This window comes from Pseudomonas capeferrum, from assembly GCF_000731675.1.
Classification (GTDB): Bacteria; Pseudomonadota; Gammaproteobacteria; order Pseudomonadales; family Pseudomonadaceae; genus Aquipseudomonas; species Aquipseudomonas capeferrum.
In genome coordinates, this window is sequence record NZ_JMIT01000001.1 from 2,754,541 (window position 1) to 2,778,978 (window position 24,438).

General features: G+C 62.2%; 22 protein-coding genes and 3 tRNA genes. 14 read left to right on the forward strand and 11 right to left on the reverse strand.

All coding sequences use genetic code 11. The features are described from left to right. Positions 1-77 precede the first annotated feature (77 nt). The 3 genes from PC358_RS12220 to PC358_RS12230 form a co-directional block, all read right to left on the reverse strand. Complete coding sequence (locus tag PC358_RS12220) at positions 78-299, reverse strand: FmdB family zinc ribbon protein (RefSeq protein WP_033699849.1); 222 nt, start codon at positions 297-299, stop codon at positions 78-80. 92 nt (positions 300-391) lie between these two features. Further along, positions 392-721, reverse strand: coding sequence for a ribbon-helix-helix domain-containing protein (locus tag PC358_RS12225; protein WP_033700215.1), 330 nt, complete (start codon positions 719-721; stop codon positions 392-394). A gap of 178 nt (positions 722-899) precedes the next feature. Then, positions 900-1,373, reverse strand: a complete 474-nt coding sequence (locus PC358_RS12230; protein WP_033699851.1) for a Dps family protein — start codon at positions 1,371-1,373, stop codon at positions 900-902. Positions 1,374-1,651: 278 nt separating this feature from the next. On the opposite strand from PC358_RS12230, the gene PC358_RS28280 reads away from it, so the two are divergent. Continuing rightward, complete coding sequence (locus tag PC358_RS28280) at positions 1,652-2,245, forward strand: cold-shock protein (protein ID WP_033699853.1); 594 nt, start codon at positions 1,652-1,654, stop codon at positions 2,243-2,245. A gap of 38 nt (positions 2,246-2,283) precedes the next feature. Here PC358_RS28280 and PC358_RS12240 read toward each other — a convergent pair whose 3' ends face one another. Then, positions 2,284-2,490 (reverse strand): SlyX family protein, encoded by a 207-nt coding sequence (locus PC358_RS12240; RefSeq protein WP_033699854.1) that lies wholly within the window; start codon positions 2,488-2,490, stop codon positions 2,284-2,286. Between the two features lies 1 nt (position 2,491). Continuing rightward, positions 2,492-2,911, reverse strand: a complete 420-nt coding sequence (locus tag PC358_RS12245) for an HIT family protein (protein ID WP_033699855.1) — start codon at positions 2,909-2,911, stop codon at positions 2,492-2,494. Positions 2,912-3,675: 764 nt separating this feature from the next. Here PC358_RS12245 and PC358_RS12250 point away from each other — a divergent pair. The 3 genes from PC358_RS12250 (at position 3,676) to PC358_RS12260 (ending at position 7,809) form a co-directional block, all read left to right on the forward strand. Further along, positions 3,676-4,959: an OprD family porin gene (locus PC358_RS12250; RefSeq protein WP_033699857.1), complete on the forward strand. Its 1,284-nt coding sequence runs from the start codon at positions 3,676-3,678 to the stop codon at positions 4,957-4,959. A gap of 160 nt (positions 4,960-5,119) precedes the next feature. Next, positions 5,120-6,835 (forward strand): proline--tRNA ligase, encoded by a 1,716-nt coding sequence (locus PC358_RS12255; RefSeq protein WP_033699858.1) that lies wholly within the window; start codon positions 5,120-5,122, stop codon positions 6,833-6,835. Positions 6,836-6,855: 20 nt separating this feature from the next. Continuing rightward, positions 6,856-7,809 (forward strand): YceB family lipoprotein, encoded by a 954-nt coding sequence (locus PC358_RS12260; RefSeq protein WP_033699859.1) that lies wholly within the window; start codon positions 6,856-6,858, stop codon positions 7,807-7,809. Positions 7,810-7,839: 30 nt separating this feature from the next. Here the strand turns inward: PC358_RS12260 and dinB are convergent, their stop codons facing one another. After that, on the reverse strand, positions 7,840-8,898 hold the full coding sequence (gene dinB / locus PC358_RS12265) for a DNA polymerase IV (protein WP_162181149.1): 1,059 nt from the start codon (positions 8,896-8,898) through the stop codon (positions 7,840-7,842). Between the two features lie 220 nt (positions 8,899-9,118). On the opposite strand from dinB, the gene PC358_RS12270 reads away from it, so the two are divergent. The 5 genes from PC358_RS12270 to PC358_RS12290 all read left to right on the forward strand — a co-directional run bounded on the left by PC358_RS12270 (position 9,119) and on the right by PC358_RS12290 (position 13,815). Then, positions 9,119-9,195, forward strand: a tRNA-Met gene (locus tag PC358_RS12270). A gap of 134 nt (positions 9,196-9,329) precedes the next feature. Beyond that, positions 9,330-9,406 (forward strand) — tRNA-Met (locus PC358_RS12275). 134 nt (positions 9,407-9,540) lie between these two features. Then, a tRNA-Met gene (locus PC358_RS12280) sits at positions 9,541-9,617 on the forward strand. Positions 9,618-9,880: 263 nt separating this feature from the next. Then, complete coding sequence (gene mprF / locus PC358_RS12285) at positions 9,881-12,523, forward strand: bifunctional lysylphosphatidylglycerol flippase/synthetase MprF (RefSeq protein WP_033699863.1); 2,643 nt, start codon at positions 9,881-9,883, stop codon at positions 12,521-12,523. Continuing rightward, a complete protein-coding gene (locus tag PC358_RS12290) occupies positions 12,523-13,815 on the forward strand; it encodes a virulence factor family protein (protein ID WP_033699864.1) in 1,293 nt (430 codons plus the stop codon). The genes mprF and PC358_RS12290 overlap by 1 nt, the downstream gene beginning before the upstream one ends. A 36-nt stretch (positions 13,816-13,851) precedes the next feature. On the opposite strand, the gene PC358_RS12295 is transcribed toward PC358_RS12290, so the two are convergent. Further along, positions 13,852-15,762 (reverse strand): potassium transporter Kup, encoded by a 1,911-nt coding sequence (locus PC358_RS12295; protein WP_033699865.1) that lies wholly within the window; start codon positions 15,760-15,762, stop codon positions 13,852-13,854. A gap of 236 nt (positions 15,763-15,998) precedes the next feature. On the opposite strand from PC358_RS12295, the gene rimO reads away from it, so the two are divergent. The 5 genes from rimO to tsaA all read left to right on the forward strand — a co-directional run bounded on the left by rimO (position 15,999) and on the right by tsaA (position 19,935). Beyond that, positions 15,999-17,330: a 30S ribosomal protein S12 methylthiotransferase RimO gene (gene rimO, locus PC358_RS12300; RefSeq protein WP_033699866.1), complete on the forward strand. Its 1,332-nt coding sequence runs from the start codon at positions 15,999-16,001 to the stop codon at positions 17,328-17,330. Between the two features lie 110 nt (positions 17,331-17,440). Beyond that, a complete protein-coding gene (locus PC358_RS12305; protein ID WP_033699869.1) occupies positions 17,441-17,899 on the forward strand; it encodes a GNAT family N-acetyltransferase in 459 nt (152 codons plus the stop codon). A gap of 112 nt (positions 17,900-18,011) precedes the next feature. Next, positions 18,012-18,722, forward strand: a complete 711-nt coding sequence (locus PC358_RS12310) for an rRNA pseudouridine synthase (RefSeq protein WP_033699870.1) — start codon at positions 18,012-18,014, stop codon at positions 18,720-18,722. Positions 18,723-18,771: 49 nt separating this feature from the next. Continuing rightward, entirely contained in the window at positions 18,772-19,233 is a 462-nt protein-coding gene (locus tag PC358_RS12315) for a YehS family protein (protein WP_033699871.1), read from the forward strand. A gap of 6 nt (positions 19,234-19,239) precedes the next feature. Further along, entirely contained in the window at positions 19,240-19,935 is a 696-nt protein-coding gene (tsaA, locus tag PC358_RS12320) for a tRNA (N6-threonylcarbamoyladenosine(37)-N6)-methyltransferase TrmO (RefSeq protein WP_033699872.1), read from the forward strand. Positions 19,936-19,992: 57 nt separating this feature from the next. Here tsaA and PC358_RS12325 read toward each other — a convergent pair whose 3' ends face one another. The 4 genes from PC358_RS12325 to PC358_RS12340 form a co-directional block, all read right to left on the reverse strand. Further along, on the reverse strand, positions 19,993-21,315 hold the full coding sequence (locus PC358_RS12325) for a dicarboxylate/amino acid:cation symporter (protein ID WP_033699874.1): 1,323 nt from the start codon (positions 21,313-21,315) through the stop codon (positions 19,993-19,995). 324 nt (positions 21,316-21,639) lie between these two features. Further along, entirely contained in the window at positions 21,640-22,986 is a 1,347-nt protein-coding gene (locus PC358_RS12330; protein WP_033699876.1) for an ATP-binding protein, read from the reverse strand. Then, positions 22,983-23,660 (reverse strand): response regulator, encoded by a 678-nt coding sequence (locus PC358_RS12335; RefSeq protein WP_033699878.1) that lies wholly within the window; start codon positions 23,658-23,660, stop codon positions 22,983-22,985. Before PC358_RS12335 ends, PC358_RS12330 begins: the two co-directional genes overlap by 4 nt. A gap of 80 nt (positions 23,661-23,740) precedes the next feature. Further along, on the reverse strand, positions 23,741-24,346 hold the full coding sequence (locus PC358_RS12340) for an outer membrane protein (RefSeq protein WP_033699880.1): 606 nt from the start codon (positions 24,344-24,346) through the stop codon (positions 23,741-23,743). Between the last annotated feature and the right edge of the window lie 92 nt (positions 24,347-24,438).

Below are 24,438 nucleotides of genomic sequence, written 5' to 3' on the forward strand. Positions count from 1 at the left end.
CTCGTGATTCGTGTATTCGGTGGAGGCCTTGGCCGCCCAGAGGGCTAATACTGCAAGACCCGGTCACAGCATTCAACTCAGTCGGCCTTGTCGCCGCCTGCCAGATTCTTTTTTGCCCCGGTCTTGAAGTCGGTTTCGTACCAACCGGTGCCGCTCAGGCGAAAGCCTGGGACAGACAGCAGCTTCTTCAGTGCCGGCGCCTGACAGGCCGGGCAATCGGTCAGCGGCGCGGCGCTGATCTTCTGCAGCGCTTCCATGCGGTGCTCGCAGGACGCACATTGATAGTCATAAAGGGGCATGGGTGTCTCTCGTCAACCATAACGCTGGCTGCCGGGGCAGCAAAAAGCGGGATTATATATGGTTAGCAAGCACTGCGCAGCCCGCCTGGCGATCAGCGTGCACTCGGCGGGTCGAGCAGCCAGGCGACGCAGATCACGCGGATCAGGCCGCTGAAGTTGCGTACCCCACCCTGGCGCAGATGTACCTCGCGGTCCACATACGACAGCACCGCACTGACCGAACAGCGGTTGGCCTCGGCGATACGCTCCAGAATGCCCCAGTAGACTGCTTCCAGCCGCAGGCAGGTTGAAAACCCATTGAGCCGGACCGAGCGTGACACCGGCCTGATCTGCAGCATGTCGAAATCGGCCTTGAAGGGGTCGACGCATTGCTTGCCTGGCCACCCCCCCTGACCAGCGCCCCGCTTGTCCACCTGCCACATACTCGCCATCGGGCCACTCCATCCATCGACTGTCATTGCCCTGCACCCAGGGCTACGGCAGCCATGAAGCGCCAGCCTGCGCATCCGCAGCAGCGGCAAAACCTTCCCGCAGAAATGCAGAAAGCCCGGTTGCCGTGACGGCAACCGGGCTTTTCAGGCATTTCTGACGCTACGGCGGCTATTTACCGTCAAGCAACACGCGCAGCATCCAGGCAGTCTTTTCGTGTACCTGCATGCGCTGGGTCAGCAAGTCGGCGGTCGGCTCATCGCTGACCTTATCCACCACGGGGAAGATGCTGCGCGCCGTGCGCACGACCGCTTCCTGGCCTTGCACCAACTGACGGATCATCTCATCCGCCACCGGCACGCCCTCCTCCTCCTTGATCGAAGAATGCCGCGCATAAAATGCATAGGACCCCGGTGCCGGGAAGCCCAGGGCACGAATCCGCTCGGCGATCGAGTCGACCGCCAAGGCCAGCTCGTTGTATTGCTCTTCGAACATCAGGTGCAGGGTGCGAAACGAAGGGCCGGTGACGTTCCAATGAAAGTTATGGGTTTTCAGATACAGCACATAGGTATCCGACAACAGGCGCGACAGCCCGTCGACGATGGACTTACGATCTTCTTCACTGATACCGATATCGATTGCCATGAAGTTCCCCTTTCCATAAGGCTTGATGATCAAGCGGGCCCTTGACACTGTATCAACACTTGGCAAAAGCCGCCTGTGACATGGCGCAACACATCGGCTGCGCAGACCTGCGGTTTGAGTAGCCTGCGCCTTTGCTGTTAAATAGGCAGGGTGCCACCCGTGCGGATTGTCATTGCCGGGTGCATAGGCTGGCCCATCACGTGTTCGCGCTTTACACCTCATGCGCACCGTGTCGCCAGCTCTTCCTGTGATCAGCTTGTCAACTGTGAGCCAACCCCATGTTCAAGATCGTCCACCTGGTGACGGGCGTAGCGGCTTTGCTGCTATCGCTCATGCCCAGCCTGAAAACCGATGCAACACCCTTCCTGCAGCAACCCGATGCGGTCTACCTGGCACTGCTCGGCCTGCTTAACCTGGTATTGGCCCCGGTCGTGCCGCTGTACTACCGAGGTGCACGGCAACAGCTGCAACACCTGGCTTGCGCCTTGCTGGTGGTCGCCGTGGTACTGCAGACACTGACCCTGCTGGCTCGCCCCGAGATGGGCAACCTGGCTGCACTGGTCTGCGCGGTGCTGGCCGTGGCCCTGCACCTGGCCGCAGGTTTCGCCCGTGCCCCCCGCAAGGCCCGCAACAGCCAGAGCGCCCCACTGGAGGCCGGCAACCGCGATACGGGCACCGTGAAGTGGTTCAATACCTCCAAAGGCTTTGGCTTTATTTCCCGCGATTCGGGCGATGACATCTTCGTGCACTTTCGCGCTATTCGCGGCGAAGGCCACCGCATTCTGGTGGAAGGCCAGCGCGTCGAGTTTTCGGTCATGCACCGTGACAAAGGCCTGCAGGCCGAAGATGTGGTGGCAGTAACCCGTCGCTGACCTTGCCAGCCCTGGTGCAATGCCAGGGCTGCCTGAACTCAATAATGAGGGGGCGGCGCCTCTTCTCCCTCGCTGCCGTACTGCCCTACCATTTCTTCGTAACGCTTGAGCAGTTCGGCCATCTGCAGTTGCAAGCGGTCGATCACACGCCCCTGCTCGACCACCACATCATTCAACGCCTGGAGCGTGTCGTCCTGGAACGCCTGGCGGGTTTCAAGCTCGATAATTCGCGATTCAGGTGTCATATCAGGCCTCCTGGTAATCGTTGTCGAGCAGCGTGCGAAGGCGTTGACGAATGGCGTCGACCTGCCCAGGCGCATACTCGCCCGCAGGCACCCTGCCCCACACCGGCGCAGGCCAGGCCACATCGCCATGGCGGCGAACGATGACATGCATGTGCAACTGGCTGACCACATTGCCCAGCGTGGCAACGTTCATCTTGTCAGCCTTGAACTCACCCTTGAGCGCCTGCGCCAGGTCCGTGGTTTCCTTGAACAGCTGGGCCTGGTCTTCCTGACTCAAGTCGAACACTTCGCTCACGCCGGCGCGCCTGGGCACCAGGATGAACCAGGGGTAATTGGCATCTTTGCTGAGCAGCAGACGGCACAACGGGAAGTCTCCAAGCACCAGGCAATCCTGCTGCAAACGCGTATCCATCTCAAACACTGCAAAACCTCCAACAAACAAAAACGGGCCCGCCCTACACGGGGCATCGGGCAAGGATACCTTGCTTCGCAGGCGCCGGCATGCAAGCGCTGCCCTGCGCTGCACACTTTAAGTTCATCCATGCCCGCCGCCTGCACAACGGCGGTAACACAGCGCTACTTTTCGCACCAAAATGAGGCCGCAAACGAGCACACCACTACGCTTTTACCCACTCGAATGACACTGCATTAACAGTGGCCGGTAACACATTGACTTTTATGACAGCTTTTGGGTTTGAAACGCCTAACTTATCTGGCACACCATCAGACAAGCCTCAGCCCGTGTTTCCGGTACTTTCCGACCTTCGGCACCCCCATTTGTGAAAATTTCATGAACCGGGGTTAATTTTGTGCACGCTTGTTGCATTCCCTCCACACCAAGTCGGCACGACATCTGCATCAAGGGATGTACGCGACAAATAACAACAGCCGCTTTGGATACACCAGGGAGTTTCCCTAGCCGGAATCTGTAGTTACAGATTCGTTACGGTGACAGGAACGGCGCTGGCGTTGTACGGCCCGGGAATCCGGGACGTGATTTGCGACATGGAATTACCTACAAGCGACATGACCATAAAGTTCCCGAAAGGTTCTATATGCCCATATCGCCAACAACAGTCAGCGTGCTATACATTTCCGCCGACATAACAAGAAAGAGCTGCCCCATATAACTAAAAGACTTGGGCGCAGCGGTACTCTTCCTAAAAACCAAAGGAGCAAATCACGATGCGCGTGATGAAGTGGAGCATGATCGCCCTGGCCGTTTCGGCAGGGACCTCGCAATTGGCCTTCGCCTCTGCACAAGACGAGTCCAAGGGTTTCATCGAAGACAGCCAGCTGAACGTCAAAACTCGCATGCTGTACTTCAGCCGTGACTTCCGCAACAACCCAGCCGGCACCCAGAGCCGCGTGGAAGAAACCGGCCTTGGCTTCCTCGGCACTTACGAATCGGGCTTCACCCAGGGCACCGTAGGCTTCGGCGTCGACGCCATCGGCATGCTCGGTCTGAAGCTGGACAGCGGCCGTGGCCGTGCCGGCACCGGCCTGTTCCCACAAGGCTCCGACGGTCGCTCGCAAGATGATTACTCCGAAGGCGGTGGCGCTGTAAAAATGCGCATCTCCAATACCGTGCTGAAGTTCGGCGACCAGTTCACCGCCATGCCTGTATTCGCCACCGACGACAGCCGACTGCTGCCGGAAGTTGCCGAAGGCGGCCTGATCACCAGCAACGAGATCAGCGGCCTGACCCTGAACGCCGGTCACTTCACCGCGATGAATGCCCAGGCTCAGACCTACCACGACAGCCTGAATCTGAGCGAAGCCAACATCTTCGGTGGCACCTACGCCTTTACCGACAGCCTCAGCACCAGCATCTACTACTCGCGCGTCGAAGATCACTTCCGCAAGTGGTACGGCAACGTGAACTGGGCGCTGCCGATCAGCGACAAGCAAGGCCTGGTGTTCGACTTCAACATCTATGACACCAAGTCCATCGGCGACAACCGCACTGGCGCGTTCGTCACCAAGTCCGACGGCAGCAACGAACTCGACAACATCGCAGCCAGCCTGTCCGGCGCCTACAACATCGGCGCCCACACCTTTACCCTGGCCTACCAGAAGGTCAGCGGTGACGGCGACTACGCCTACGGCGTAGACGGCGGCGGTACCGTGTTCCTGGCCAACTCCATCGCCCGTTCCGACTTCAACGCCGAAGACGAGAAGTCCTGGCAGGCACGCTACGACCTGAACTTCGCCGAGTTCGGCGTACCAGGCCTGACCTTCATGACCCGTTATGCTCGCGGTAGCGGTGCAACCACCCGCACCACCGACAACGGCAAGGAATGGGAACGCGACATCGACGTCAAGTACGTGATGCAGAGCGGCCCAGCGAAGGACCTGAGCTTCCGTGTCCGTCAGGCCACTTACCGTTCCAGCGACGGTGTGTACTACGGTTCGAGCTCGATCGACGAACTGCGTCTGATCGTCGAGTACCCGCTGAGCATCCTGTAAGCCTCGCTTATAGTGCCCCGCACCTGAAAAAGCCCGGCACGATTGCCGGGCTTTTTCTTGGCTGACATTTGCCACGCCCTGGGGCATCCTGTACGCCTTCGTTTCGCCCCCGTACAATGCGGGGTCATTTCAACGTCTTAGGCAATCGACACGGCCCACCATGCGCACCAGTCAATATTTGCTCGCCACCCAGAAAGAAACCCCTGCCGACGCAGTGGTCATCAGCCACCAGCTCATGCTGCGCGCCGGCATGATCCGCAAACTGGCCTCGGGCCTGTACACCTGGCTGCCGATGGGCTTGCGAGTAATGCGCAAGGTCGAAGCCGTGGTCCGCGAAGAAATGAACGCCGCCGGCGCCCTGGAAGTGCTGATGCCAAGCATCCAGCCCGCCGAACTGTGGCAGGAATCCGGCCGCTGGGAGCAGTATGGCCCCGAGCTGCTGCGCCTCAAAGACCGCCACAACCGTGATTTCTGCGTTGGCCCGACCCACGAAGAAGTCATCACCGACCTGGCCCGTAACGAGCTGTCCAGCTATAAACAGCTGCCGCTCAACATGTACCAGATCCAGACCAAATTCCGTGACGAGATCCGCCCGCGCTTCGGCCTGATGCGCGGCCGCGAGTTCATCATGAAGGACGCCTACTCCTTCCATGCCGACCAGGCTTCCCTTCAGGAAACCTACGACCGCATGCACCAGGCGTACACCAACATCTTTACCCGCCTGGGCCTGGACTTCCGCCCGGTGCAGGCCGATACCGGCTCCATCGGTGGCAGCTATTCGCACGAATTCCACGTGTTAGCCGAGTCCGGCGAAGACGATGTGATCTTCAGCGACAGCTCCGACTACGCCGCCAACATCGAGAAGGCCGAGGCCATCCCGCGTGAAACCGTGCGCCCTGCCCCTGCCGAGGAGCTGCGCCTGGTCGACACCCCGGACGCCAAGACCATCGCGCAACTGGTCGAGCAGTTCGGCCTGCCGATCGAGAAAACCGTCAAGACCTTGATCGTGCGCGGCGCCGAAGAAGGCAAGCTGATCGCCCTGATCGTCCGTGGTGACCACGAGCTCAACGAAATCAAGGCCACCAAACTGGAACAGGTTGCCGACCCGCTGGTCATGGCCACCGAAGCCGAACTGCACGACGCCATTGGCGCCGGCGCAGGTTCGCTCGGCCCGCTGAACCTGCCGCTGGAATGCATCATCGACCGTTCGGTTGCCCTGATGAGCGACTTCGGCATTGGCGCCAACATCGACGACAAGCACTACTTCGGCGTCAACTGGGAACGCGACCTGCCGGTACCGCAAGTCGCCGACCTGCGCAATGTCGTCGAAGGCGACCCGAGCCCGGACGGCCAGGGCACCCTGGTGATCAAGCGCGGCATCGAAGTCGGGCACATCTTCCAGCTCGGCACCAAGTACAGCGAGGCGCTCAAGTGCCAGGTACTGGGCGAGAACGGCAAGCCGGTGGTGCTGTCGATGGGTTGCTACGGCATCGGCGTTTCCCGCGTGGTCGCCGCCGCGATCGAGCAGAGCTACGACGACAAAGGCATCATCTGGAACGATGCCCTGGCGCCCTTCCAGATCGCCCTGGTGCCGCTGCGCTACGAAACCGACGTGGTTCGCGAGGCTACCGACAAGCTGTATGCCGAGCTGACCGCCGCCGGTTTTGAAGTGTTGCTGGACGACCGCGACAAGAAGACCAGCCCAGGCATCAAGTTTGCCGACATGGAGCTGATCGGCATCCCGCACCGCATCGTCGTCAGCGACCGCGGGCTGGCCGAAGGCAACCTGGAATACAAGCACCGCACCGAACAGGATGCTCAAGCGCTGCCACTCAATGAAGTGCTGTCGTTCCTGCAGGCCCGCGTTCGCCGCTGATAATCAATGCACGAGTGATCATGTCCAAGCGAAGTACCTTTACCCTGGGGGGCGCCGCACTTAGCGGCGCCCTGCTCATCAGCGGCTGCGCCAACCAGATGTCCCAGCGCAGCGAGCATGAGGAGCGCGTCGAGCGCAAGTTGCTCGAACACAGTCTGCAGATCGATGTCGGCGAGCCGAAGGTGATGGAGCTGCCGCAACGACGTGTGCGCGTGCATGAGCAGAAGCGCTTCGAAGTCACCGAATTCGAAGTCACCCGTCGCTACGACCGCTACACGCCCTACCAGCCCTGGCGGGAGGTCTACGAGATCCCGCTGGGCGCGGTGGCTGTGGTGGCCGGCGTGGGCGCCAACGTGGTCAATGTGTTCGCCTTGGGCAACCTGCCCGAAAGCGTGACCCACGACTGGCTCAGCTATGGCGTGGCGGGGCTCAACCCGTTCATGAACGTGCAGTCCAACGGTCGCGCCCAGCAGAACCTTGCCGGGATCAGCGAAGTGCAGAAGGACCAGCGCGAAGAATCCACCAGCCTGCCCTGGAGCGAGCGCCTGGTCGAGGTCAAGGCCGGCAAGATGACCCACGAGCTGACCACCGACAGAAACGGCGTACTGCGCCTGAACCTGCTCGACAGCCCGTTCTCCGAGCAGAACCTCAACCACATTGGTACCCTGCACTTGCAGGTGGTGGATGAGGACAACGCGGTGCGCGGTGACGCCAGCCTGCTGGTCAGCGCCACCCTGCGCAACAAGCTGCTCGAAGCCCACGAACTGATCTTCGACGACCTGGAAGACGATGATGTCGGCCAGTGGGTACACCGGGTCAAACGCCTGTCCGAACTGGGCCTGGAAGAGGAAGCCAGCGAAATGGAGCAGAGCCTGATCGAGCTGACGCGCAACGATCCGGAACTGCAGCAGGAATTTCTGCAGTCGCTGACCAAGGCAACCGGGCGATTGGTCGCCGACCCTGGCGTGCAGTGAACTGATTCAGGGGCCGCTTTGCGGCCCCTTTCATTTAGGCGGGAACAATTCCAACTGTTCATGCGCCCCGCGCAAGTCCTTCAACCTCACCCCTACCCCCAGCAAGCGCACCGGCTTGCCACCCCGGGCAAACGCCTGCCGCAGTAACTGCCGATAACTTTCCAGGTCCCTGCCAGCCCCTGCCTGTTCCATCGTTGTCTGGCTGAAGTCATGGAACTTGACCTTGACGAAAGGCTTGTCTGGCCGGTAACTGCTGTCCATGCGGGCAATGCGTTCATTAAGGCTGTCGAGCAACGCAGGAAGACGCTCCAGGCAACTGGCCAGGTCTGGCAGGTCGGTGTCGTAGGTGTTTTCCACACTGACCGACTGCCTGCGGCTGTCGTTGTGCACGGCGCGGTCATCAATACCCCGCGCCAGCCCCCACAACCGCTCACCAAAGCTGCCGAACTCGCGCACCAGCGCCAAGCGCGACCAGTCACGCAGGTCCAGGCAGGTATCGATACCCAGCCGCGCCAGTTTGTCCGCCGTGACCTTGCCAACGCCGTGCAACCTGGCCACCGGCAAGGCCGCGACAAAGGCTTCGACTTCACCCGGGGTTATGACGAACAGCCCGTTGGGCTTGCGCCAGTCACTGGCGATCTTGGCCAGGAACTTGTTGGGTGCAACACCCGCCGACACGGTGATATGCAAGGTACGGGCAACGCGCCGGCGGATATCTTCGGCGATACGCGTGGCGCTGCCGGCATGCCACTGGCTATCGCTCACATCCAGGTAGGCTTCATCCAGCGACAGTGGCTCGATCAGCTCGGTGTAGTCACGGAAAATGGCGTGAATCTCACGGGATGCCTCGCGATAGGCTTCAAAGCGAGGCTTGACGATCAACAAGTCAGGGCAAAGCTTGAGCGCATGGCGCGATGACATGGCCGAGCGCACACCATAGGCCCGCGCTTCATAATTACAGGTGGCGATCACCCCGCGGTGGTCGGCCGACCCGCCTACGGCCATGGGCCGACCGGCCAGGCGCGGGTCATCACGCATTTCGATTGCGGCGTAGAAACAATCGCAGTCGACATGGATGATCTTGCGCAAGGACATGGATGACCGTCAGTACTGTAGATTCATACAGATAATATCGCATGCCTCCTACGCTGCAACAGATTGCACGCCGCTTGCCTCGACAATCGGCCTGAAACCCCCGCCGCGCCTGAGCCGCGTGCTTTGAGCGAGTGCTAAGGGTTTGAACGAAAAAGGTTTTTTAGGAAAAACGCTTGACATAGTTGCGTAAATCCGTAGAATTCGATCTCACAGGCGCGGGATGGAGCAGCCTGGTAGCTCGTCGGGCTCATAACCCGAAGGTCGTCGGTTCAAATCCGGCTCCCGCAACCAGATTCGAGAAAAGGCCACTGTTAACGCAGTGGCCTTTTTCTTTGCCCGTAGAAAAGCCATTGGCAAAAACTGGCGAGAAATCAATTAGTAGCGCTTGACACTGATTAGATAAACTGTAGAATGCGCCCCACAGACGCGGGATGGAGCAGTCTGGTAGCTCGTCGGGCTCATAACCCGAAGGTCGTCGGTTCAAATCCGGCTCCCGCAACCAGCTTTAAGAAAAGGCCACTGTTAGCGCAGTGGCCTTTTTCTTTGCATCGAAAATGATGCCGAAGAAAAAAGATCGATAAATCAACAATTAACGCTTTACACAGCTTCAACAAGCTGTAGAATGCGCACCTCTGACGCGGGATGGAGCAGTCTGGTAGCTCGTCGGGCTCATAACCCGAAGGTCGTCGGTTCAAATCCGGCTCCCGCAACCATATTCGTCAGAACAAACCCCGCCTGTGTAACAGCAGCGCGGGGTTTGTTGTTTTACGCCCCCTGCATTTCGTCGCCTGGAAATGCCTTGCCATCAGCCTACCCCCCAGGCTTGAGATGTCGCCCTTTGGATGAACTATCTTTAACCCTGCCAGGCAGCTGAAAGCGCCTGTGCCCGGAGTAACATTGGATACGTTTTCCTAAGGGACTTTCACTTGGCCGCACCTCGCCCTCACCTCGCGCTGCCTGCTCGGGGTATTGATTCATGACCTCCCATAACCCCGAACCTCCGGTGCCCCTTGCTTCGGTGCTACCCACGGCCGCGCAGCGCCTGCCCCTGATCGAGCGAATGAGCCGCTATCGTCAACCCATCGGCCTGGCGGTGACGCTGATACTGTTCGCCATGGCGCTGGTTGCCTGCCGCCACCTGCTGAGCGAGCTGGACATCTACGCCTTGCACGATGCCATGCTCAGCGTGCCGACGCAGTCGCTGCTGGGGGCCTTGCTGGCCACGGCTGTCGGGTTTGTGATTCTGCTTGGGTACGAGTGGTCGGCCAGCCGCTATGCCGGGGTAAAACTGCCAGCAGGCAGTTTGATACTGGGCGGCTTCAGCGCCTTCGCCATTGGTAACGCCATCGGCCTGTCGTTGCTGTCTGGTGGTTCGGTGCGCTACCGCCTGTATGCCCGCCAAGGCCTGGGGGCTGGCGAAGTCGCGCGGATGACCGTGTTTGCCAGCCTGTCCCTGGGGTGTGCGCTGCCACCGCTGGCTGCTCTGGCGACCTTGAGCGACCTGCCAGCAGCCTCGTCCGCACTGGGCCTTTCGCCGGGGCTGCTGGCCGGCATCGCCGCAGCCGTGCTGGTGCTGGCTGCCGTGCTGGTGCTCGGGCTTTACCGCAAGCGCCTGGCCGAACAGCCCTTGGCCGACAACCTACTGGTACAGCTGGGCCGTCGCACCCTGCGCCTGCCGAGCGCTCGCCTCGCCTCGCTGCAATTGCTGATCACCGCCCTGGATGTGGCCGCCGCCGCCACCGTACTGTATCTCCTGCTGCCAGAAGCCCCGCCATTTGGCGCTTTCATCCTGGTGTACCTGCTGGCCCTGGCCGCAGGCGTGCTCAGCCATGTGCCAGGGGGCGTCGGGGTGTTCGAGGCGATCTTGCTGGCAGCCTTTGCCGACCAGTTGGGCGCCGCCCCACTGGCTGCGGCCCTGCTGCTCTATCGCCTGATCTATGTGGTGTTGCCGCTGCTGCTGGCGTGTGTGCTGCTGCTGGCCAACGAAGCCCGGCGCCTGCTGTTCGCGCAACAGGCCATCAAGGTGGCCTCCGGGCTGGCGGCGCCGGTGCTGTCAATTCTGGTGTTTCTGTCCGGGGTGGTGCTGCTGTTCTCGGGGGCCACGCCCGAGATCGACACGCGCCTGGAACACATGGGCTTTCTGGTCCCCCACCGCCTGATCGATGCTTCGCACTTCGGCGCCAGCCTGATCGGCGTGCTGTGCCTGCTGCTGGCCCAAGGCTTGCGCCGGCGCCTGTCCGCAGCCTGGCTGCTGACCACCACCTTGCTGCTGGTCGGCGCATTGTTGTCATTGCTCAAGGGCTTCGACTGGGAAGAAGCCTGCCTACTGACGTTCACCGCCGCGCTGCTGGCCCTGTTCCGCCGTTCGTTCTACCGCCCCAGCCGCCTGCTGGAACTGCCCTTCTCTCCGGTGTTTCTGGTGGCCAGCGCGTGCGTGGTCGGGGCCTCGGTATGGCTGCTGCTGTTCGCCTACCAGGATGTGCCCTACAGCCACCAGCTGTGGTGGCAGTTCACCCTGGACGCCGATGCACCGCGGGGCCTGCGCGCCGCCATGGGCAGCGCCGTGCTGCTGGTGGCTGTCGCCCTGACCTGGCTGCTGCGCACCGCACCGCCGGTCATCCACCTGCCTGACGACGCAGAACTGCAACGCGCCAACCGCATCCTGCTGGCATCCGACCAGCCCGATGGCGGCCTGGCCCTGACCGGCGACAAGGCTTTGCTGTTCCACCCGCGCGACAACGCCTTCCTTATGTACGCCCGTCGCGGTCGCAGCCTGGTGGCCTTGTATGACCCGATCGGCCCGGCCCAGGAGCGCGCTGAGATGATCTGGCAGTTCCGCGACCTGTGCGACCTGCACCACGCCAGGCCGGTGTTTTATCAGGTCCGCGCGGAAAACCTGCCGTTCTACATGGACATTGGCCTGACCGCGCTCAAACTTGGCGAGGAGGCCCGGGTCGACCTGCGCCGCTTCGACCTCGAAGCCAAGGGCAAGGAGATGAAAGACCTGCGCTACACCTGGAACCGCGGTGGCCGTGACGGCCTCAGCCTGGAAATCCACGAACCCGGTCACGCGCCACTGATAGCGCTCAAGGAAATCTCCGATGCCTGGCTGGGTGGCAAGAACGTGCGCGAGAAAGGCTTCTCGCTCGGGCGCTTCAGCCCCGAGTACCTGCAGCACTTTCGCATCGCCCTGATTCGCTTCCAAGGCCGGCCGGTGGCCTTTGCCAACCTGTTGGAAACCCACGGTCGCGAGCTGGCCAGCCTCGACCTGATGCGGGCCCACCCTGAAGCTCCGAAGCTGACCATGGAGTTCATGATGATAGGGCTCATCCTGCACTACAAAAGCCACGACTATGCCCGCTTCAGCCTGGGCATGGTCCCGCTGTCCGGGCTGCAGCCACGGCGCGGCGCGCCCTTGACCCAGCGCCTGGGTTCAATGGTGTTCCGCCGTGGCGAACAGCTCTACAACTTCCAGGGGCTTCGACGCTTCAAGGACAAATTCCAACCGGACTGGGAACCCCGTTACATGGCCGTGCCTGCGGGGCTCGACCCGCTGGTGGCACTGGCCGACACTGCCGCCCTCATCGCTGGCGGCCTGACTGGATTGGTGAAACGCTGATGATCCGACGCTATTGGCTGTACCTGGCGATTCCCCTGCTGCTGGCCGCCCTGGGCGGTGCCGTGGCCTTCTGGCTATGGACGCGCCCTGCGCCTGAGGCGCACCTCGAACAGCTGTCCCTCAACAACCTCAGCATCACCCGCGTGACCCCGGGCGTGCACGCCAAGGCCCGGGTCGCCATCGGCGTCCCTCAGGACCAGGCCCTGACCGACAAGCAGTTGCTGGACCTGAGCCAGGCTGGGGAAGCGCAACTGGTGCAGGTTATCCTGCCACCCAACGACTGCACCCAGCAGCAACAAGCGCTGGACCTGGCAGCGACCCAGCTGTCCGAAAAACCGACCCTGGTAGCCGGTATCGGCCCAGGCGCGGCGCAGGCCTGGCGCTGGCTGGCGGCACAGACCGACGACAAGGCGCGGGCCATTTCCGTGGACTTCAGCCTGGAGCAACCCGGCTGCCAGGCCGCGCTACCCAAAGCGGCGGCCCATGGCCACTGGAACGTCGCCTGGAACGACAACCCGGATGACGCCAGCGCAGCCTTCGTACGCGACCAGGCCAACGCCGAAACCAGCATCAGCGATTACGACATCCATTTGCCGCAGGTGCTCAAGTCACAGCTGACCCAAGCCCTGGTCGGCCACGACGGCAACGCCCTGGCCATTCCAGTAGTCGAGGTGCCGGCAGGGCAAACCACCGACACCGTCACCCTGTTCCTCTCCGGGGATGGCGGCTGGCGCGACCTGGACCGCGACGTGGCCGGAGAAATGGCCAAGCTGGGCTACCCGGTGGTCGGCATCGACACGCTGCGTTATTACTGGCAACACAAGACCCCCGAGCAGAGCGCCGCAGACCTGTCGGAACTGATGCAGCACTATCGCCAGAAATGGGGCACCAAGCGCTTTGTATTGACCGGCTACTCGTTTGGCGCCGACGTGCTGCCAGCGATCTACAACCGCTTGCCGGCCGAGGACCAGCAGCGTATCGACGCGGTGATGCTACTGGCCTTCGCCCGTAGCGGCAGCTTCGAGATCGAGGTGGAAGGCTGGCTGGGCAAGGAAGGCCAGGAGGCGCCAACCGGGCCGGAAATGGCCCGGCTGCCGGCGTCCAAAGTGGTGTGTGTGTATGGCGTGGAAGAGACCGACGAGAGCGGTTGCACCGAGAAGACGGCGGTGGGCGAGCGCCTGAAGCTGCCGGGCGGGCACCACTTCGACGAGAACTACCCGGCCCTGGCCAAGCGCCTGATCGGTGAGATCGAGACGCGCCAGGGCAAGTCGAGCGTGGCCGAGCAGAATTGAGCCACGCCCAACCCACTACGCAGATCAGGCACCCATTCAGATCTCGACCTGGGTGCCCAACTCGATCACCCGGTTCAACGGCAGATTGAAGAACCGCAGGTTACCGTTGGCGTTCTTGAGCAAGAACGCAAACAGGTTGCCACGCCAGCGCGACATACCCTCCAGCCGCGAAGCAATCACCGTTTCGCGGCTGAGGAAGTAGGTGGTGCGCATCGGGCTGAAGTCCAGATCCTCCAGATGGCACAACTTCAGGGCCGCCGGCACGTCCGGCTCGTCCATGAAGCCAAAATGCAACAGCACACGGAAGAACCCGTCGCCATAGGCTTCCACCTCGAAACGCTCCTGCTCCGGCACCCGTGGCCGGTCCTCGCTCACCACCGTCAGCAGCACCACCTGGCTGTGCAGCACCTGGTTGTGCAACATGTTGTGCAGCAGCGCATGGGGCACGGCGTCCGGCCGTGCAGTCAGGAACACAGCAGTACCTTCAACCCGGTGCGGCGGCTGTATGCGGATGCTGCTGATGAACACCGGCAGCGGCAGCGCCCCTTCATCGATGCGCTCGACGAGGATCTGCTTGCCGCGCTTCCAGGTACTCATCAGCAGATACAGCACACCACCTGCCAGTACCGGGAACGCCCCGCCTTGCACGATCTTGGGCACGTTGGCGGCGAAGAACAGCCCGTCGACGAAGAGAAAGCCCAGCAGAATCGGCACTGCCAGCACCGGCGGCCACTTCCATAGCAGCAACATCACCACCGACACCAGAATCGTGGTCATCAACATGGTGCCGGTGACCGCCACACCGTAGGCCGCCGCCAGGGCACCGGAAGATTCGAAACCGATGACCAGCAACACCACACCAACCATCAGCGTCCAGTTCACCGCACCGATGTAGATCTGCCCCTGCTCATCGCTGGACGTGTGCTGGATGTGCATGCGCGGAATGTAGCCCAGCTGGATGGCCTGGCGGGTCAGGGAGAACGCCCCGGAAATCACGGCTTGCGAAGCGATCACCGTGGCCATGGTCGCCAGCCCCACCAGCGGCAACAGCGCCCAGGACGGTGCCAGCAGGTAGAAGGGGTTGCGCGCCGCCTCCGGGTTCTGCAGCAGTATTGCGCCCTGGCCGAAATAGTTGAGCACCAGCGCCGGCAACACCAAGGCAAACCACGCGCGAGCGATGGGTTTACGGCCGAAGTGGCCCATGTCGGCGTACAGCGCCTCGGCACCGGTCAGCGCCAGCACCACGGCGCCGAGAATGGCCACGCCCATGCCGGGGTGGACGATGAAGAAGTTCACCGCCCAGCCTGGGTTGAACGCCCTGAGCACTTCCGGGCTCTGCGAGATGCCATGCACCCCCAATGCCCCGAGCACCACGAACCAGGCCACCATGATCGGGCCAAACAGCTTGCCGATCTTCTCGGTGCCATGCTTCTGCACCAGAAACAGCGCCACCAGCACCACCAGCGAAATAGGTACCACCCAGTGATCGATGCCGTCGAAGGCCAGGCCCATGCCCTCGACAGCCGACAGCACCGACACGGCCGGGGTGATCATGCTGTCGCCATAGAACAGCGAAGCGCCGATCAACCCGCAGATGACCATCAAGCTACGCAGCCGCGGGTGGGCCGCAGTCGCCCGCCGCGCCAGCGCGGTTAGCGCCATGGTGCCGCCCTCGCCCTGGTTGTCGGCGCGCAGGATGAACATCACGTATTTGAACGAGACCACCCACAGCAGCGACCAGAGGATCAGCGACAGGATCCCCAGCACGCCATCATGGTTGACCGGCACGCCATAGCCACCGGTAAAGACTTCTTTGAGCGTATACAACGGGCTGGTGCCGATATCGCCATAGACCACCCCGACTGCCGCCACGAGCAGGCCCAGCGACCGTGTCGCGCCCTGCTTCCCCGCGTGCCCGCCTTCGGCATGACTGCTTGCCTGAACCATCGACCACTCCCGCAGACGGCCCTCTCGGCCGATAGAATTCACCCCCACGCCAGGGCATGGCAGATGCCCGGACGCAACGGCGCGAAGCATAGCGCAGCGTTCGTCGCATTTCTGCTAGTCAAGTGACCTTGCGCTCGCTAGAATTGCGCACTTTTTGATCAGAGGCGCCAATAAGCGCCCGTCAAGATCGCCCCCGTTTCCGGCCGGGCGACCTGCATTCAATACCGAGGTTAGTCATGTCCACCACTCCCGCCACTCCCAAGGTAGGTTTCGTAAGCCTGGGTTGCCCAAAAGCCCTGGTCGATTCCGAGCGCATTCTGACTCAGCTGCGCATGGAAGGTTATGAAGTCGTGCCTACCTACGAGGACGCCGACGTGGTGGTGGTCAACACCTGCGGCTTCATCGACAGCGCCAAGGCCGAGTCGCTTGAAGTGATCGGTGAAGCCATCAAGGAAAACGGCAAAGTCATCGTCACCGGCTGCATGGGTGTCGAGGAAGGCAGCATCCGCGATGTGCACCCAAGCGTGTTGTCGGTGACCGGCCCCCAGCAGTACGAGCAAGTGGTCAACGCCGTGCACCAGGTAGTGCCACCGCGCCAGGACCACAACCCGCTGATCGACCTGGTGCCGCCGCAGGGCGTCAAGCTGACCCCGCGCCACTATGCCTACCTGAAGATTTCCGAAGGCTGCAACCACAGCTGCAGCTTCTGCATCATCCCGTCGATGCGCGGCAAGCTGGTCAGCCGCCCGGTTGGCGAAGTGCTGAGCGAGGCCGAGCGCCTGGTCAAGGCCGGCGTCAAGGAGATCCTGGTGATTTCCCAGGACACCAGCGCCTACGGGGTCGACGTCAAGTACAAGACCGACTTCTGGAACGGCCGCCCGGTCAAGACCCGCATGCTCGAGCTGTGCGAAGCGCTGAGCAGCCTGGGCGCCTGGGTGCGCCTGCACTATGTATACCCGTACCCGAACGTCGACGACGTGATCCCGCTGATGGCCGCCGGCAAGATCCTGCCGTACCTGGACATCCCGTTCCAGCACGCCAGCCCCAAGGTGCTCAAGGCGATGAAGCGCCCGGCCTTCGAAGACCGTACCCTGGCGCGCATCAAGAACTGGCGCGAACAGTGCCCTGAGCTGGTGATCCGCTCGACCTTCATCGTCGGCTTCCCCGGCGAAACCGAAGAAGACTTCCAGTACCTGCTCGACTGGCTGACCGAAGCCCAGCTCGACCGCGTCGGCTGCTTCCAGTACTCGCCTGTCGAAGGTGCCCCGGCCAATGACCTGGGCCTTGATGAAGTACCGGATGAGGTCAAGCAGGACCGTTGGGACCGCTTCATGGCCCATCAGCAGGCCATCAGCAGCGCCCGCCTGCAACTGCGCATCGGCAAGGAGATCGAAGTGCTGATCGACGAAGTCGAAGAGCAAGGTTCGGTGGGCCGTAGCTTCTTCGACGCGCCGGAAATCGACGGCAGCGTGTTCATCGATGGCGACCACGGCTTCAAGCCAGGCGACAAAGTGCGTTGCCGGGTGGTGGATGCCGACGAATACGACATGTGGGCTGAGCCTGTCTGATCGGCGTATAGGTCTGAAATTCCCGGGGCTGCGTTGCAGCCCCAACATCCGCCAGGCCCCCTCTGGTTTTTACATCTATGTTTTCCTCAATCCCCTTGAGGAATACACGGATGCGCCAGGTATCGACGCTACAAACCCCTCATCTTAGCGACTACCCCGAGCTGACCCAGGTCTGGGAGGACTCGGTGCGCGCGACCCATGACTTCCTGCCTGATGCCTATATCGTCCTGCTTCGCGAGCATGTACTGCGCCATTACCTGGACGCAGTGATGCTGATCTGCAGCAAGGACAGCCAGCAACGCATACAGGGCTTTGCCGGCGTGTCCAACAGGCAGGTCGACATGCTGTTCGTCGCGCCCGCCTGCCGTGGCATGGGCATTGGCAAGCGGCTGCTGCGCTACGCCATCGACGAACTCAATGCCGAACGCCTGGATGTCAACGAGCAGAACCCGCAGGCGCTGGGGTTCTATCTGCACGAAGGCTTCGAGGTGGTCGGCCGCTCGCAAACCGATGGGCTGGGGCAGCCCTACCCCTTGCTGCACCTGCGACTGATCCGCACAGGGGCCTGAGCCGCCTGCCGTGTTGTCTCGCCTAAACGGCGTAAATGACACAGATTCCCAGCCCCTCGACCGCTCAGGCAGGTACAATGGCGGCCTTTCCCTGCCTTTGCGAATCACCGTCATGTCTGAGCCCGTCCGCCTGTCCAAACGCCTTATCGAGCAGTTCGGCTGCTCCCGCCGCGAAGCCGAGCTGTATATCGAAGGCGGCTGGGTCACGGTCGATGGCGTGGTGGTCGAGCAGCCGCAGTTCAAGGTCGACGGCCAGCAGGTCGCGCTGCTACCTGGCGCGCGTGCCGACAGCCTTGAGCCCGTCACCCTGCTGCTCAACCAGCCTGCTGGCCTGGACACCGAGTCGGCGCGTATCAGCATGACCATGGACAGCCTCAGCGAGGCGCACCGTGAAGGCGTACGGCCATTGCATGGGCATTTCACCAAGTTGTCCTGCATTGCCCCGCTGGAGCGCGGCGCCAGCGGCCTGCAGGTGTTCACCCAGGATTGGCGGGTTGCCCGCAAGATCGACGCAGACCTGCGGCGCCTGGAGCAGGAATACATCATCGAAGTAAGCGGCGAAGCCACGCCACAGGCGCTGGAGCGCCTGGCCCGCGGCATCATGCGCAACGACCGTGAACTGCCCAAGGCCAAAGCCAGCTGGCAGAACGAAACCCACCTGCGCCTGGCCTTGAAAAACCCGCAACCGGGGCAGATCTCCGAGCTGTGCGCCAGCCTGCGCCTGCAGATCATCAGCATGCGCCGCATTCGGCTGGGCGGTGTGTCCATGGGCAAGCTGCCACTGGCACAGTGGCGTTACATGGCCGCCAGCGAACGTTTCTAAGCAATACCGCCGCGCCAGATGGCACGGCTCAGAACAGGATTCGAGTCAAATGAACCACAACGATGTACTGCGCAGCCTGCGCTACATGCTCAAGTTCAATGATGCCAAGATGGTGGGCATCATCAAGCTGTCTGGCCTGGAGGTCAGCGCCGAGGCCTTGGCCAGCTACGTCAAGAAAGAAGAAGAGCCCGGCTTCGTGCGCTGCCCTGACCCGGTCATGGCGCACTTTCTGGATGGCCTGGTGATTCACCGTCGCGGCAAGGACGACAGCCGCCCGGCCCAGCCGGTGGAGCTGCCGGTGACCAACAACACCATCCTGAAAAAACTGCGGGTAGCGTTCGAACTCAAGGAAGAAGACCTGCATGTCATCCTCAATTCGGTCAAGTTCCCGGTCTCCAAACCCGAACTCAGCGCCTTGTTCCGCAAAGTCGGCCATGACAACTACCGCCCGTGCGGCGACCAGTTGCTGCGCAACTTCCTCAAGGGCCTGACCCTGCGCGTGCGCGGCTGAGTGGCCATGCAGCATACGGTTTCACCGGTCGGCATCGTCCGCTCGTGCTTCAAGGAAAAGTTCGCCATCCCGCGCCAGCCGCAGTTGGCACCGGCGGCGCGTGGTGTGCTGGAGTTGCTGCCGCCGTTCGACCAGGGTGATGCAGTGGCGGGGCTGGAACAGGTCAGCCATGTGTGGCTGCTGTTTCTGTTTCACCAGGCCGTGGAAGACAAACCACGCCTGAAAGTGCGGCCACCCCGCCTCGGCGGCAACAAGAGCATGGGGGTGTTCGCCACCCGCGCCACCCACAGGCCCAACGGTATCGGCCAGTCGGTGGTACGCCTGGAGGGCGTTGAGCCTGGGCGCCTGCTGCTGTCCGGGATCGACTTGCTCGATGGCACCCCAGTGCTGGATATCAAGCCCTACGTACCGTACGCCGACAGTGTTGCCGGCGCCAGCAACCTGATGGCCAGCGAAGCGCCTGACGCAATCGCCGTGCAGTGGCACGACAATGCCCTGCCCCAGGCCCGCGCGCATGCACTGCGCCTGGGTGAGCCACTGGTGGAACTGATCGAGCAGTGCCTGGGGCAAGACCCGCGGCCGGCGTATCAGGTGCCACCTGCGGAGCGGGTGTACGGGGTGAAGTTCTGGGATGTGCAGGTGCGCTGGCATTATCCGCAGCCCACACTGATCCGGGTGCTGGAAGTGGTCCAGGACTGTTGATCGACCCACCACGAAAAAGGCGACCCGAAGGTCGCCTTTTTCATTTCAGTTGCGCGATCAGCGAGCCGGGCCTTCGGCCACGCCGAGGTCGTCGGTCGGGCGGGTATCTTCCAGCGGGGCGCCACCGGAAGCCAGTTCTGAGGCCAGCTTGTCGTTGTCCATTTCGTTGACCCACTTGGCCACGACCACGGTAGCGACAGCGTTGCCAACCAGGTTGGTCAGGGCGCGGGCTTCGGACATGAAGCGGTCGATGCCGAGGATCAGCGCCAGGCCGGCAACCGGCAGGTGGCCAACAGCAGACAACGTAGCGGCCAGTACGATGAAGCCCGAACCGGTTACGCCAGCAGCGCCTTTGGAGGCCACCAGCAGCACCAGCAGCAGGGTGATCTGGTGGGTGATGTCCATGGTGGTGTCAGTCGCCTGGGCGATGAACACAGCGGCCATGGTCAGGTAGATCGAAGTACCGTCGAGGTTGAACGAGTAACCGGTCGGGATAACCAGGCCAACCACGGATTTCTTGGCACCCAGGCGCTCCATCTTGGCCAGCATGCGGGGCAAGGCGGACTCGGAGGAGGACGTGCCCAGCACGATCATCAGCTCTTCACGGATGTAGCGGATCAGCTTGATGACGCTGAAGCCGTGGGCGCGGCAGATACCACCGAGCACCACCAGGACGAACAGCAGGCAGGTCACGTAGAAGCAGGCCATCAGGTAGCCCAGCTGCACCAGCGAACCCACGCCGTACTGGCCGATGGTGAAGGCCATGGCACCGAAGGCACCGATCGGGGCCAGCTTCATGATCATGTTGATGATGTTGAACATGACATGGGCGAAGCGGTCGATCAGGTCCAGCACCGGCTTGCCGTAGCTGCCCAGGCGATGCAGGGCGAAGCCGAAGATCACCGAGAACATCAGCACTTGCAGGATGTCGCCGTTGGCGAAGGCACCGACCACGGTGTTGGGGATGATATTGAGCAGGAAGCCAACGGTGGTCTGCTGCGCGCCGGCGGCGGCGTAAGCGGCCACGCTGCTGGCGTTCAGGGTGGTGACGTCGATGTGCATGCCAGCGCCCGGCTTGACCACGTTGACGACGACGAGGCCGATGATCAGGGCGATGGTGGAGACGATTTCAAAGTACAGGAGCGCGTAGCCGCCGGTCTTGCCTACCGACTTCATGCTCTGCATGCCAGCGATGCCACTGACCACGGTGCAGAAGATGATGGGGGCGATGACCATCTTGATCAGTTTGACGAACCCGTCACCCAGCGGTTTGAGGGCGACACCGGTTTCAGGATAGAAGTGGCCGAGCAGGATGCCGATGGTGATGGCGACCAACACCTGGATATACAGGGATTTGTACAGCGGCTGACGTGTCGTCATGGCTAATTTCCTCAAGTGTGCCGGTTTTCACCCTTCCCAGGGTGAGGGCACCTGAATCGCTAACCCTCCTGCACTTGGAGGGATTTGTCGTTGTGTTCGAGTTGCCTTTGCAGGCCTCTGCCAGGATCAATAGCAAGGGCAATGCCAAAATGCCCATGAAGGGTGCAAAGGCACTGTTTGCTAGGGGTCACTGCCCAACGACAGGGCGAAAATGCTGAGGAAGGCTGGCGGATATCCGCCCGGTGGCGGAATTTGTACAGGGGATGATGGCGGGAATCCGCCCGCTATGGGTTCCCCCGCAAAAGGGCTGCCCCTGGCCGCACATCAATCCAGCCTGAAGGTGACCCGGAACGCCGCGCCGCCCAGTGGCGAATCCCCCAGGCTCAAGCTGGCGTCATAGCTGTCGACGATATCCTTGACCACCGCCAGGCCGATGCCCTGCCCCGGGTGTTGGCTGTCCAGCCGCTCGCCGCGCTCAAGAATGCGCTCGCGCTGATCGGCCGGCACCCCGGGCCCATCGTCCTCGATGCACAGGGTCAGTTGGCCTGGCGCTTGTTCCAGGCTCACCCGCACCTGGCCCAAGCTCAACCGGTAGGCGTTCTCCAGCAGGTTGCCGAGCAGTTCCAATAAGGCGCCCTGCTCCATCGGCACCTGCGCGGCCTCGGGTATTTCCAGCAGCACGCTGACGCGCTTGTCCCGATAGACCTTGTCCAGCGTGCTGCACAAGCTGTCGAGCAACGGCTTGAGGTGCACGCTGTGGCGCACCAGGCCGCTCTTGCGCAAACTGGCGCGCTGCAGTTGATAGTCGATCTGCTGGCTCATGCGCTCGATCTGGCTTTGCAGCACCCGCGCCTGCTCGCGCTCACCACTGCGCTGGCGCAGGCTCTCGCCCACCCCCTGCAACACCGCCAGCGGTGTCTTGAGGCTATGCGCCAGGTCATCCAGGGAATCTCGGTAGCGCTGGCGTTGTTCACGCTCGCTGTGCAGCAGGCGGTTCAACGAACCGGTCAGGCGCAGCAGTTCACGCGGGTGCTCGCGGCTCAACCCGTCCCGCGCGCCAGCCTCGACCTCGTCCAGCTCCCGGCTCAGCCGCCGCAGCGAACGCAGGCCCCAGGTCAGGCCGGCCCACAGCAGTACCAGCAGCGCCAGCAGCGCTGCGCCAAAGCCCAGGTAGAGCTTTTCACGCAGGCCATCGAGGGTGTGCTGGTACTCGCGCACCGGTTGCAGCGCAACGATGCTGTAGGCCGCACTCTGGCCGCCGAGCAGTTTTATTTCGACGTCATAGACGAAGAACTCTTCGCCATCGCCTTGGTGGATGCGGGCGAACTCGTTGCCACGCCCGTCGTAGCGCGGCCGGTAGTTGACGTTCTGGTCTGCGGTGGCCCGCGACTGCCACACCAGGTGGCCTTCACGGTCGAAGATATAGCCAAGCAGGCCGGTGTACGGCAGGTTATAGCGCTCGTCCGGCAACAGTGTCGGCATCTGCAACTGGCCGTGTTCGATGCGTGCTGCGGAGATCAACGTGGTCACGTCCGAGGCCAGGCGTTGCTCGATGGATTCCTGCAGGGCAAGGCTGAAGGCCTTCTGCAAGGCAGGCAGCAGCGCCAGCATGAACAGCAGCGCCAGCACTGCGGCCGCCAGCATCAGGCGCACCCGCAGGGAACGGATCATCGGCAGCGCTCGGTGAACAGGTAACCCAGGCCACGTACCGTATCGATGGGCTTGAAGCCTCGTTCGCCCTCGAGCTTGCGACGCAGGCGCCCGACCAGCACTTCGATGACATTGGGGTCACGCTCCTCATCGCCCGGGTACAGCTGCTCCATCAGGCGGTCCTTGGCCACCACCTGCTGGTGATGGCGCATGAGGTATTCGAGGATGCGGTATTCGTAGGCGGTCAGGGCCAGGGGCTGATCGTCCAGCGTCGCCTGCTTGCGGTTGAGGTCGAGTACCAGTGGCCCGGCGGCGATGGTCGACTGGGTGAAACCGCTGGAGCGGCGCAGCAGGGCGTTGAGGCGCGCTTCGAGCTCTTCGAACTGAAAGGGCTTGACCAGGTAGTCGTCGGCACCGGCGGCCAGGCCTTCGACCTTGTCCTGCCAGTTGCCACGGGCGGTGAGGATGAGAATGGGGAAGGTCTTGTCCTGGCTGCGCAGGCGACCAATGAGTTCGAGGCCGCTCATGCCCGGCAGCCCCAGGTCGATCACGGCCAGGTCAAAGTGGTACTGCTCGGCCTGGTACAGCGCTTCTTCGGCATCGGCCACCGCCTCGACCACATGGCCGCTTTCGCCCAGGCGCGTGTAGAGGTGATGGCGAAGCAGGGCTTCGTCCTCGACCACCAGCAGTTTCATGTGCAGCTCCTTTTTTATGGCCTGTACTGCCCTGTACGCGGGTTTACCCGCGCACAGGGCAGTACAGGATAACAACTACCTCAGAACTTGTAGTTGGCCGACAGATACGTCTGTGCACTGCTGGTCAGGCGCAGGGTGCCGTCCTTGGGCCCACCGCTTTGGCCGACTTCGGTCGCGGCATTGGTGCGCAGGTAACGGTAGCCCAGTTCCACCGACGCCTTGTCGGTAATCTCCTGGATCACACCGGCCTGCAGGCCGACCGCGTAGCCGTAGTCGGTATCACGGCTGGCACCTGGCGAATCCTGGGTCAGCTTGGTCATGCCCAGGCTGCCACCGCCGAACAGCTTGGTGGTGTCGCCCACCGGCAGGAACAGGTCATAGCTGCCCAGCAGGTTTTCCTGGCGCAGCTTGAGGCCGCTGTGGTCGCCCGAGACGTTGTCGTAGGTCATGTAGTAGCGACCCTGGTCATTGATTTTGCCCAGACGCACACCCCAGGTGTCGTCCTTGCCGATGATGCCGTCGGCGTTCAGGTTGTCGGTGTTGCGCTGCAGCAGGCCGGACTTGCGGACTTTGTCGCTGGTCTGGCCGTAGGTCAGGCTGGCGAAATTGTCATCGGCGGCCTGGACGGTGGTGATGCCAGCGGCGCAAACGGCCATGGCAGCGAGCAGGGTGTTGAAGGATTTCATGGCTTCGTACTCCAGTTGGATGCGCTGTTTCGGTCTGGAAGCTAGAGTAAGGAGGGCACCCTGAACCGTGACTGAACCCTGGCTGAACCGCG

Bases quoted from the DNA above. Each gene is read 5' to 3' on its own strand.
- PC358_RS12220 (WP_033699849.1), bottom strand. From the start codon at position 299: ATGCCCCTTTATGACTATCAATGTGCGTCCTGCGAGCACCGCATGGAA.
- PC358_RS12225 (WP_033700215.1), bottom strand. From the start codon at position 721: ATGTGGCAGGTGGACAAGCGGGGCGCTGGTCAGGGGGGGTGGCCAGGC.
- PC358_RS12230 (WP_033699851.1), bottom strand. From the start codon at position 1,373: ATGGCAATCGATATCGGTATCAGTGAAGAAGATCGTAAGTCCATCGTC.
- PC358_RS28280 (WP_033699853.1), top strand. From the start codon at position 1,652: ATGTTCAAGATCGTCCACCTGGTGACGGGCGTAGCGGCTTTGCTGCTA.
- PC358_RS12240 (WP_033699854.1), bottom strand. From the start codon at position 2,490: ATGACACCTGAATCGCGAATTATCGAGCTTGAAACCCGCCAGGCGTTC.
- PC358_RS12250 (WP_033699857.1), top strand. From the start codon at position 3,676: ATGCGCGTGATGAAGTGGAGCATGATCGCCCTGGCCGTTTCGGCAGGG.
- PC358_RS12255 (WP_033699858.1), top strand. From the start codon at position 5,120: ATGCGCACCAGTCAATATTTGCTCGCCACCCAGAAAGAAACCCCTGCC.
- PC358_RS12260 (WP_033699859.1), top strand. From the start codon at position 6,856: ATGTCCAAGCGAAGTACCTTTACCCTGGGGGGCGCCGCACTTAGCGGC.
- mprF (WP_033699863.1), top strand. From the start codon at position 9,881: ATGACCTCCCATAACCCCGAACCTCCGGTGCCCCTTGCTTCGGTGCTA.
- PC358_RS12290 (WP_033699864.1), top strand. From the start codon at position 12,523: ATGATCCGACGCTATTGGCTGTACCTGGCGATTCCCCTGCTGCTGGCC.
- PC358_RS12295 (WP_033699865.1), bottom strand. From the start codon at position 15,762: ATGGTTCAGGCAAGCAGTCATGCCGAAGGCGGGCACGCGGGGAAGCAG.
- rimO (WP_033699866.1), top strand. From the start codon at position 15,999: ATGTCCACCACTCCCGCCACTCCCAAGGTAGGTTTCGTAAGCCTGGGT.
- PC358_RS12305 (WP_033699869.1), top strand. From the start codon at position 17,441: ATGCGCCAGGTATCGACGCTACAAACCCCTCATCTTAGCGACTACCCC.
- PC358_RS12310 (WP_033699870.1), top strand. From the start codon at position 18,012: ATGTCTGAGCCCGTCCGCCTGTCCAAACGCCTTATCGAGCAGTTCGGC.
- PC358_RS12315 (WP_033699871.1), top strand. From the start codon at position 18,772: ATGAACCACAACGATGTACTGCGCAGCCTGCGCTACATGCTCAAGTTC.
- tsaA (WP_033699872.1), top strand. From the start codon at position 19,240: ATGCAGCATACGGTTTCACCGGTCGGCATCGTCCGCTCGTGCTTCAAG.
- PC358_RS12325 (WP_033699874.1), bottom strand. From the start codon at position 21,315: ATGACGACACGTCAGCCGCTGTACAAATCCCTGTATATCCAGGTGTTG.
- PC358_RS12330 (WP_033699876.1), bottom strand. From the start codon at position 22,986: ATGATCCGTTCCCTGCGGGTGCGCCTGATGCTGGCGGCCGCAGTGCTG.
- PC358_RS12335 (WP_033699878.1), bottom strand. From the start codon at position 23,660: ATGAAACTGCTGGTGGTCGAGGACGAAGCCCTGCTTCGCCATCACCTC.
- PC358_RS12340 (WP_033699880.1), bottom strand. From the start codon at position 24,346: ATGAAATCCTTCAACACCCTGCTCGCTGCCATGGCCGTTTGCGCCGCT.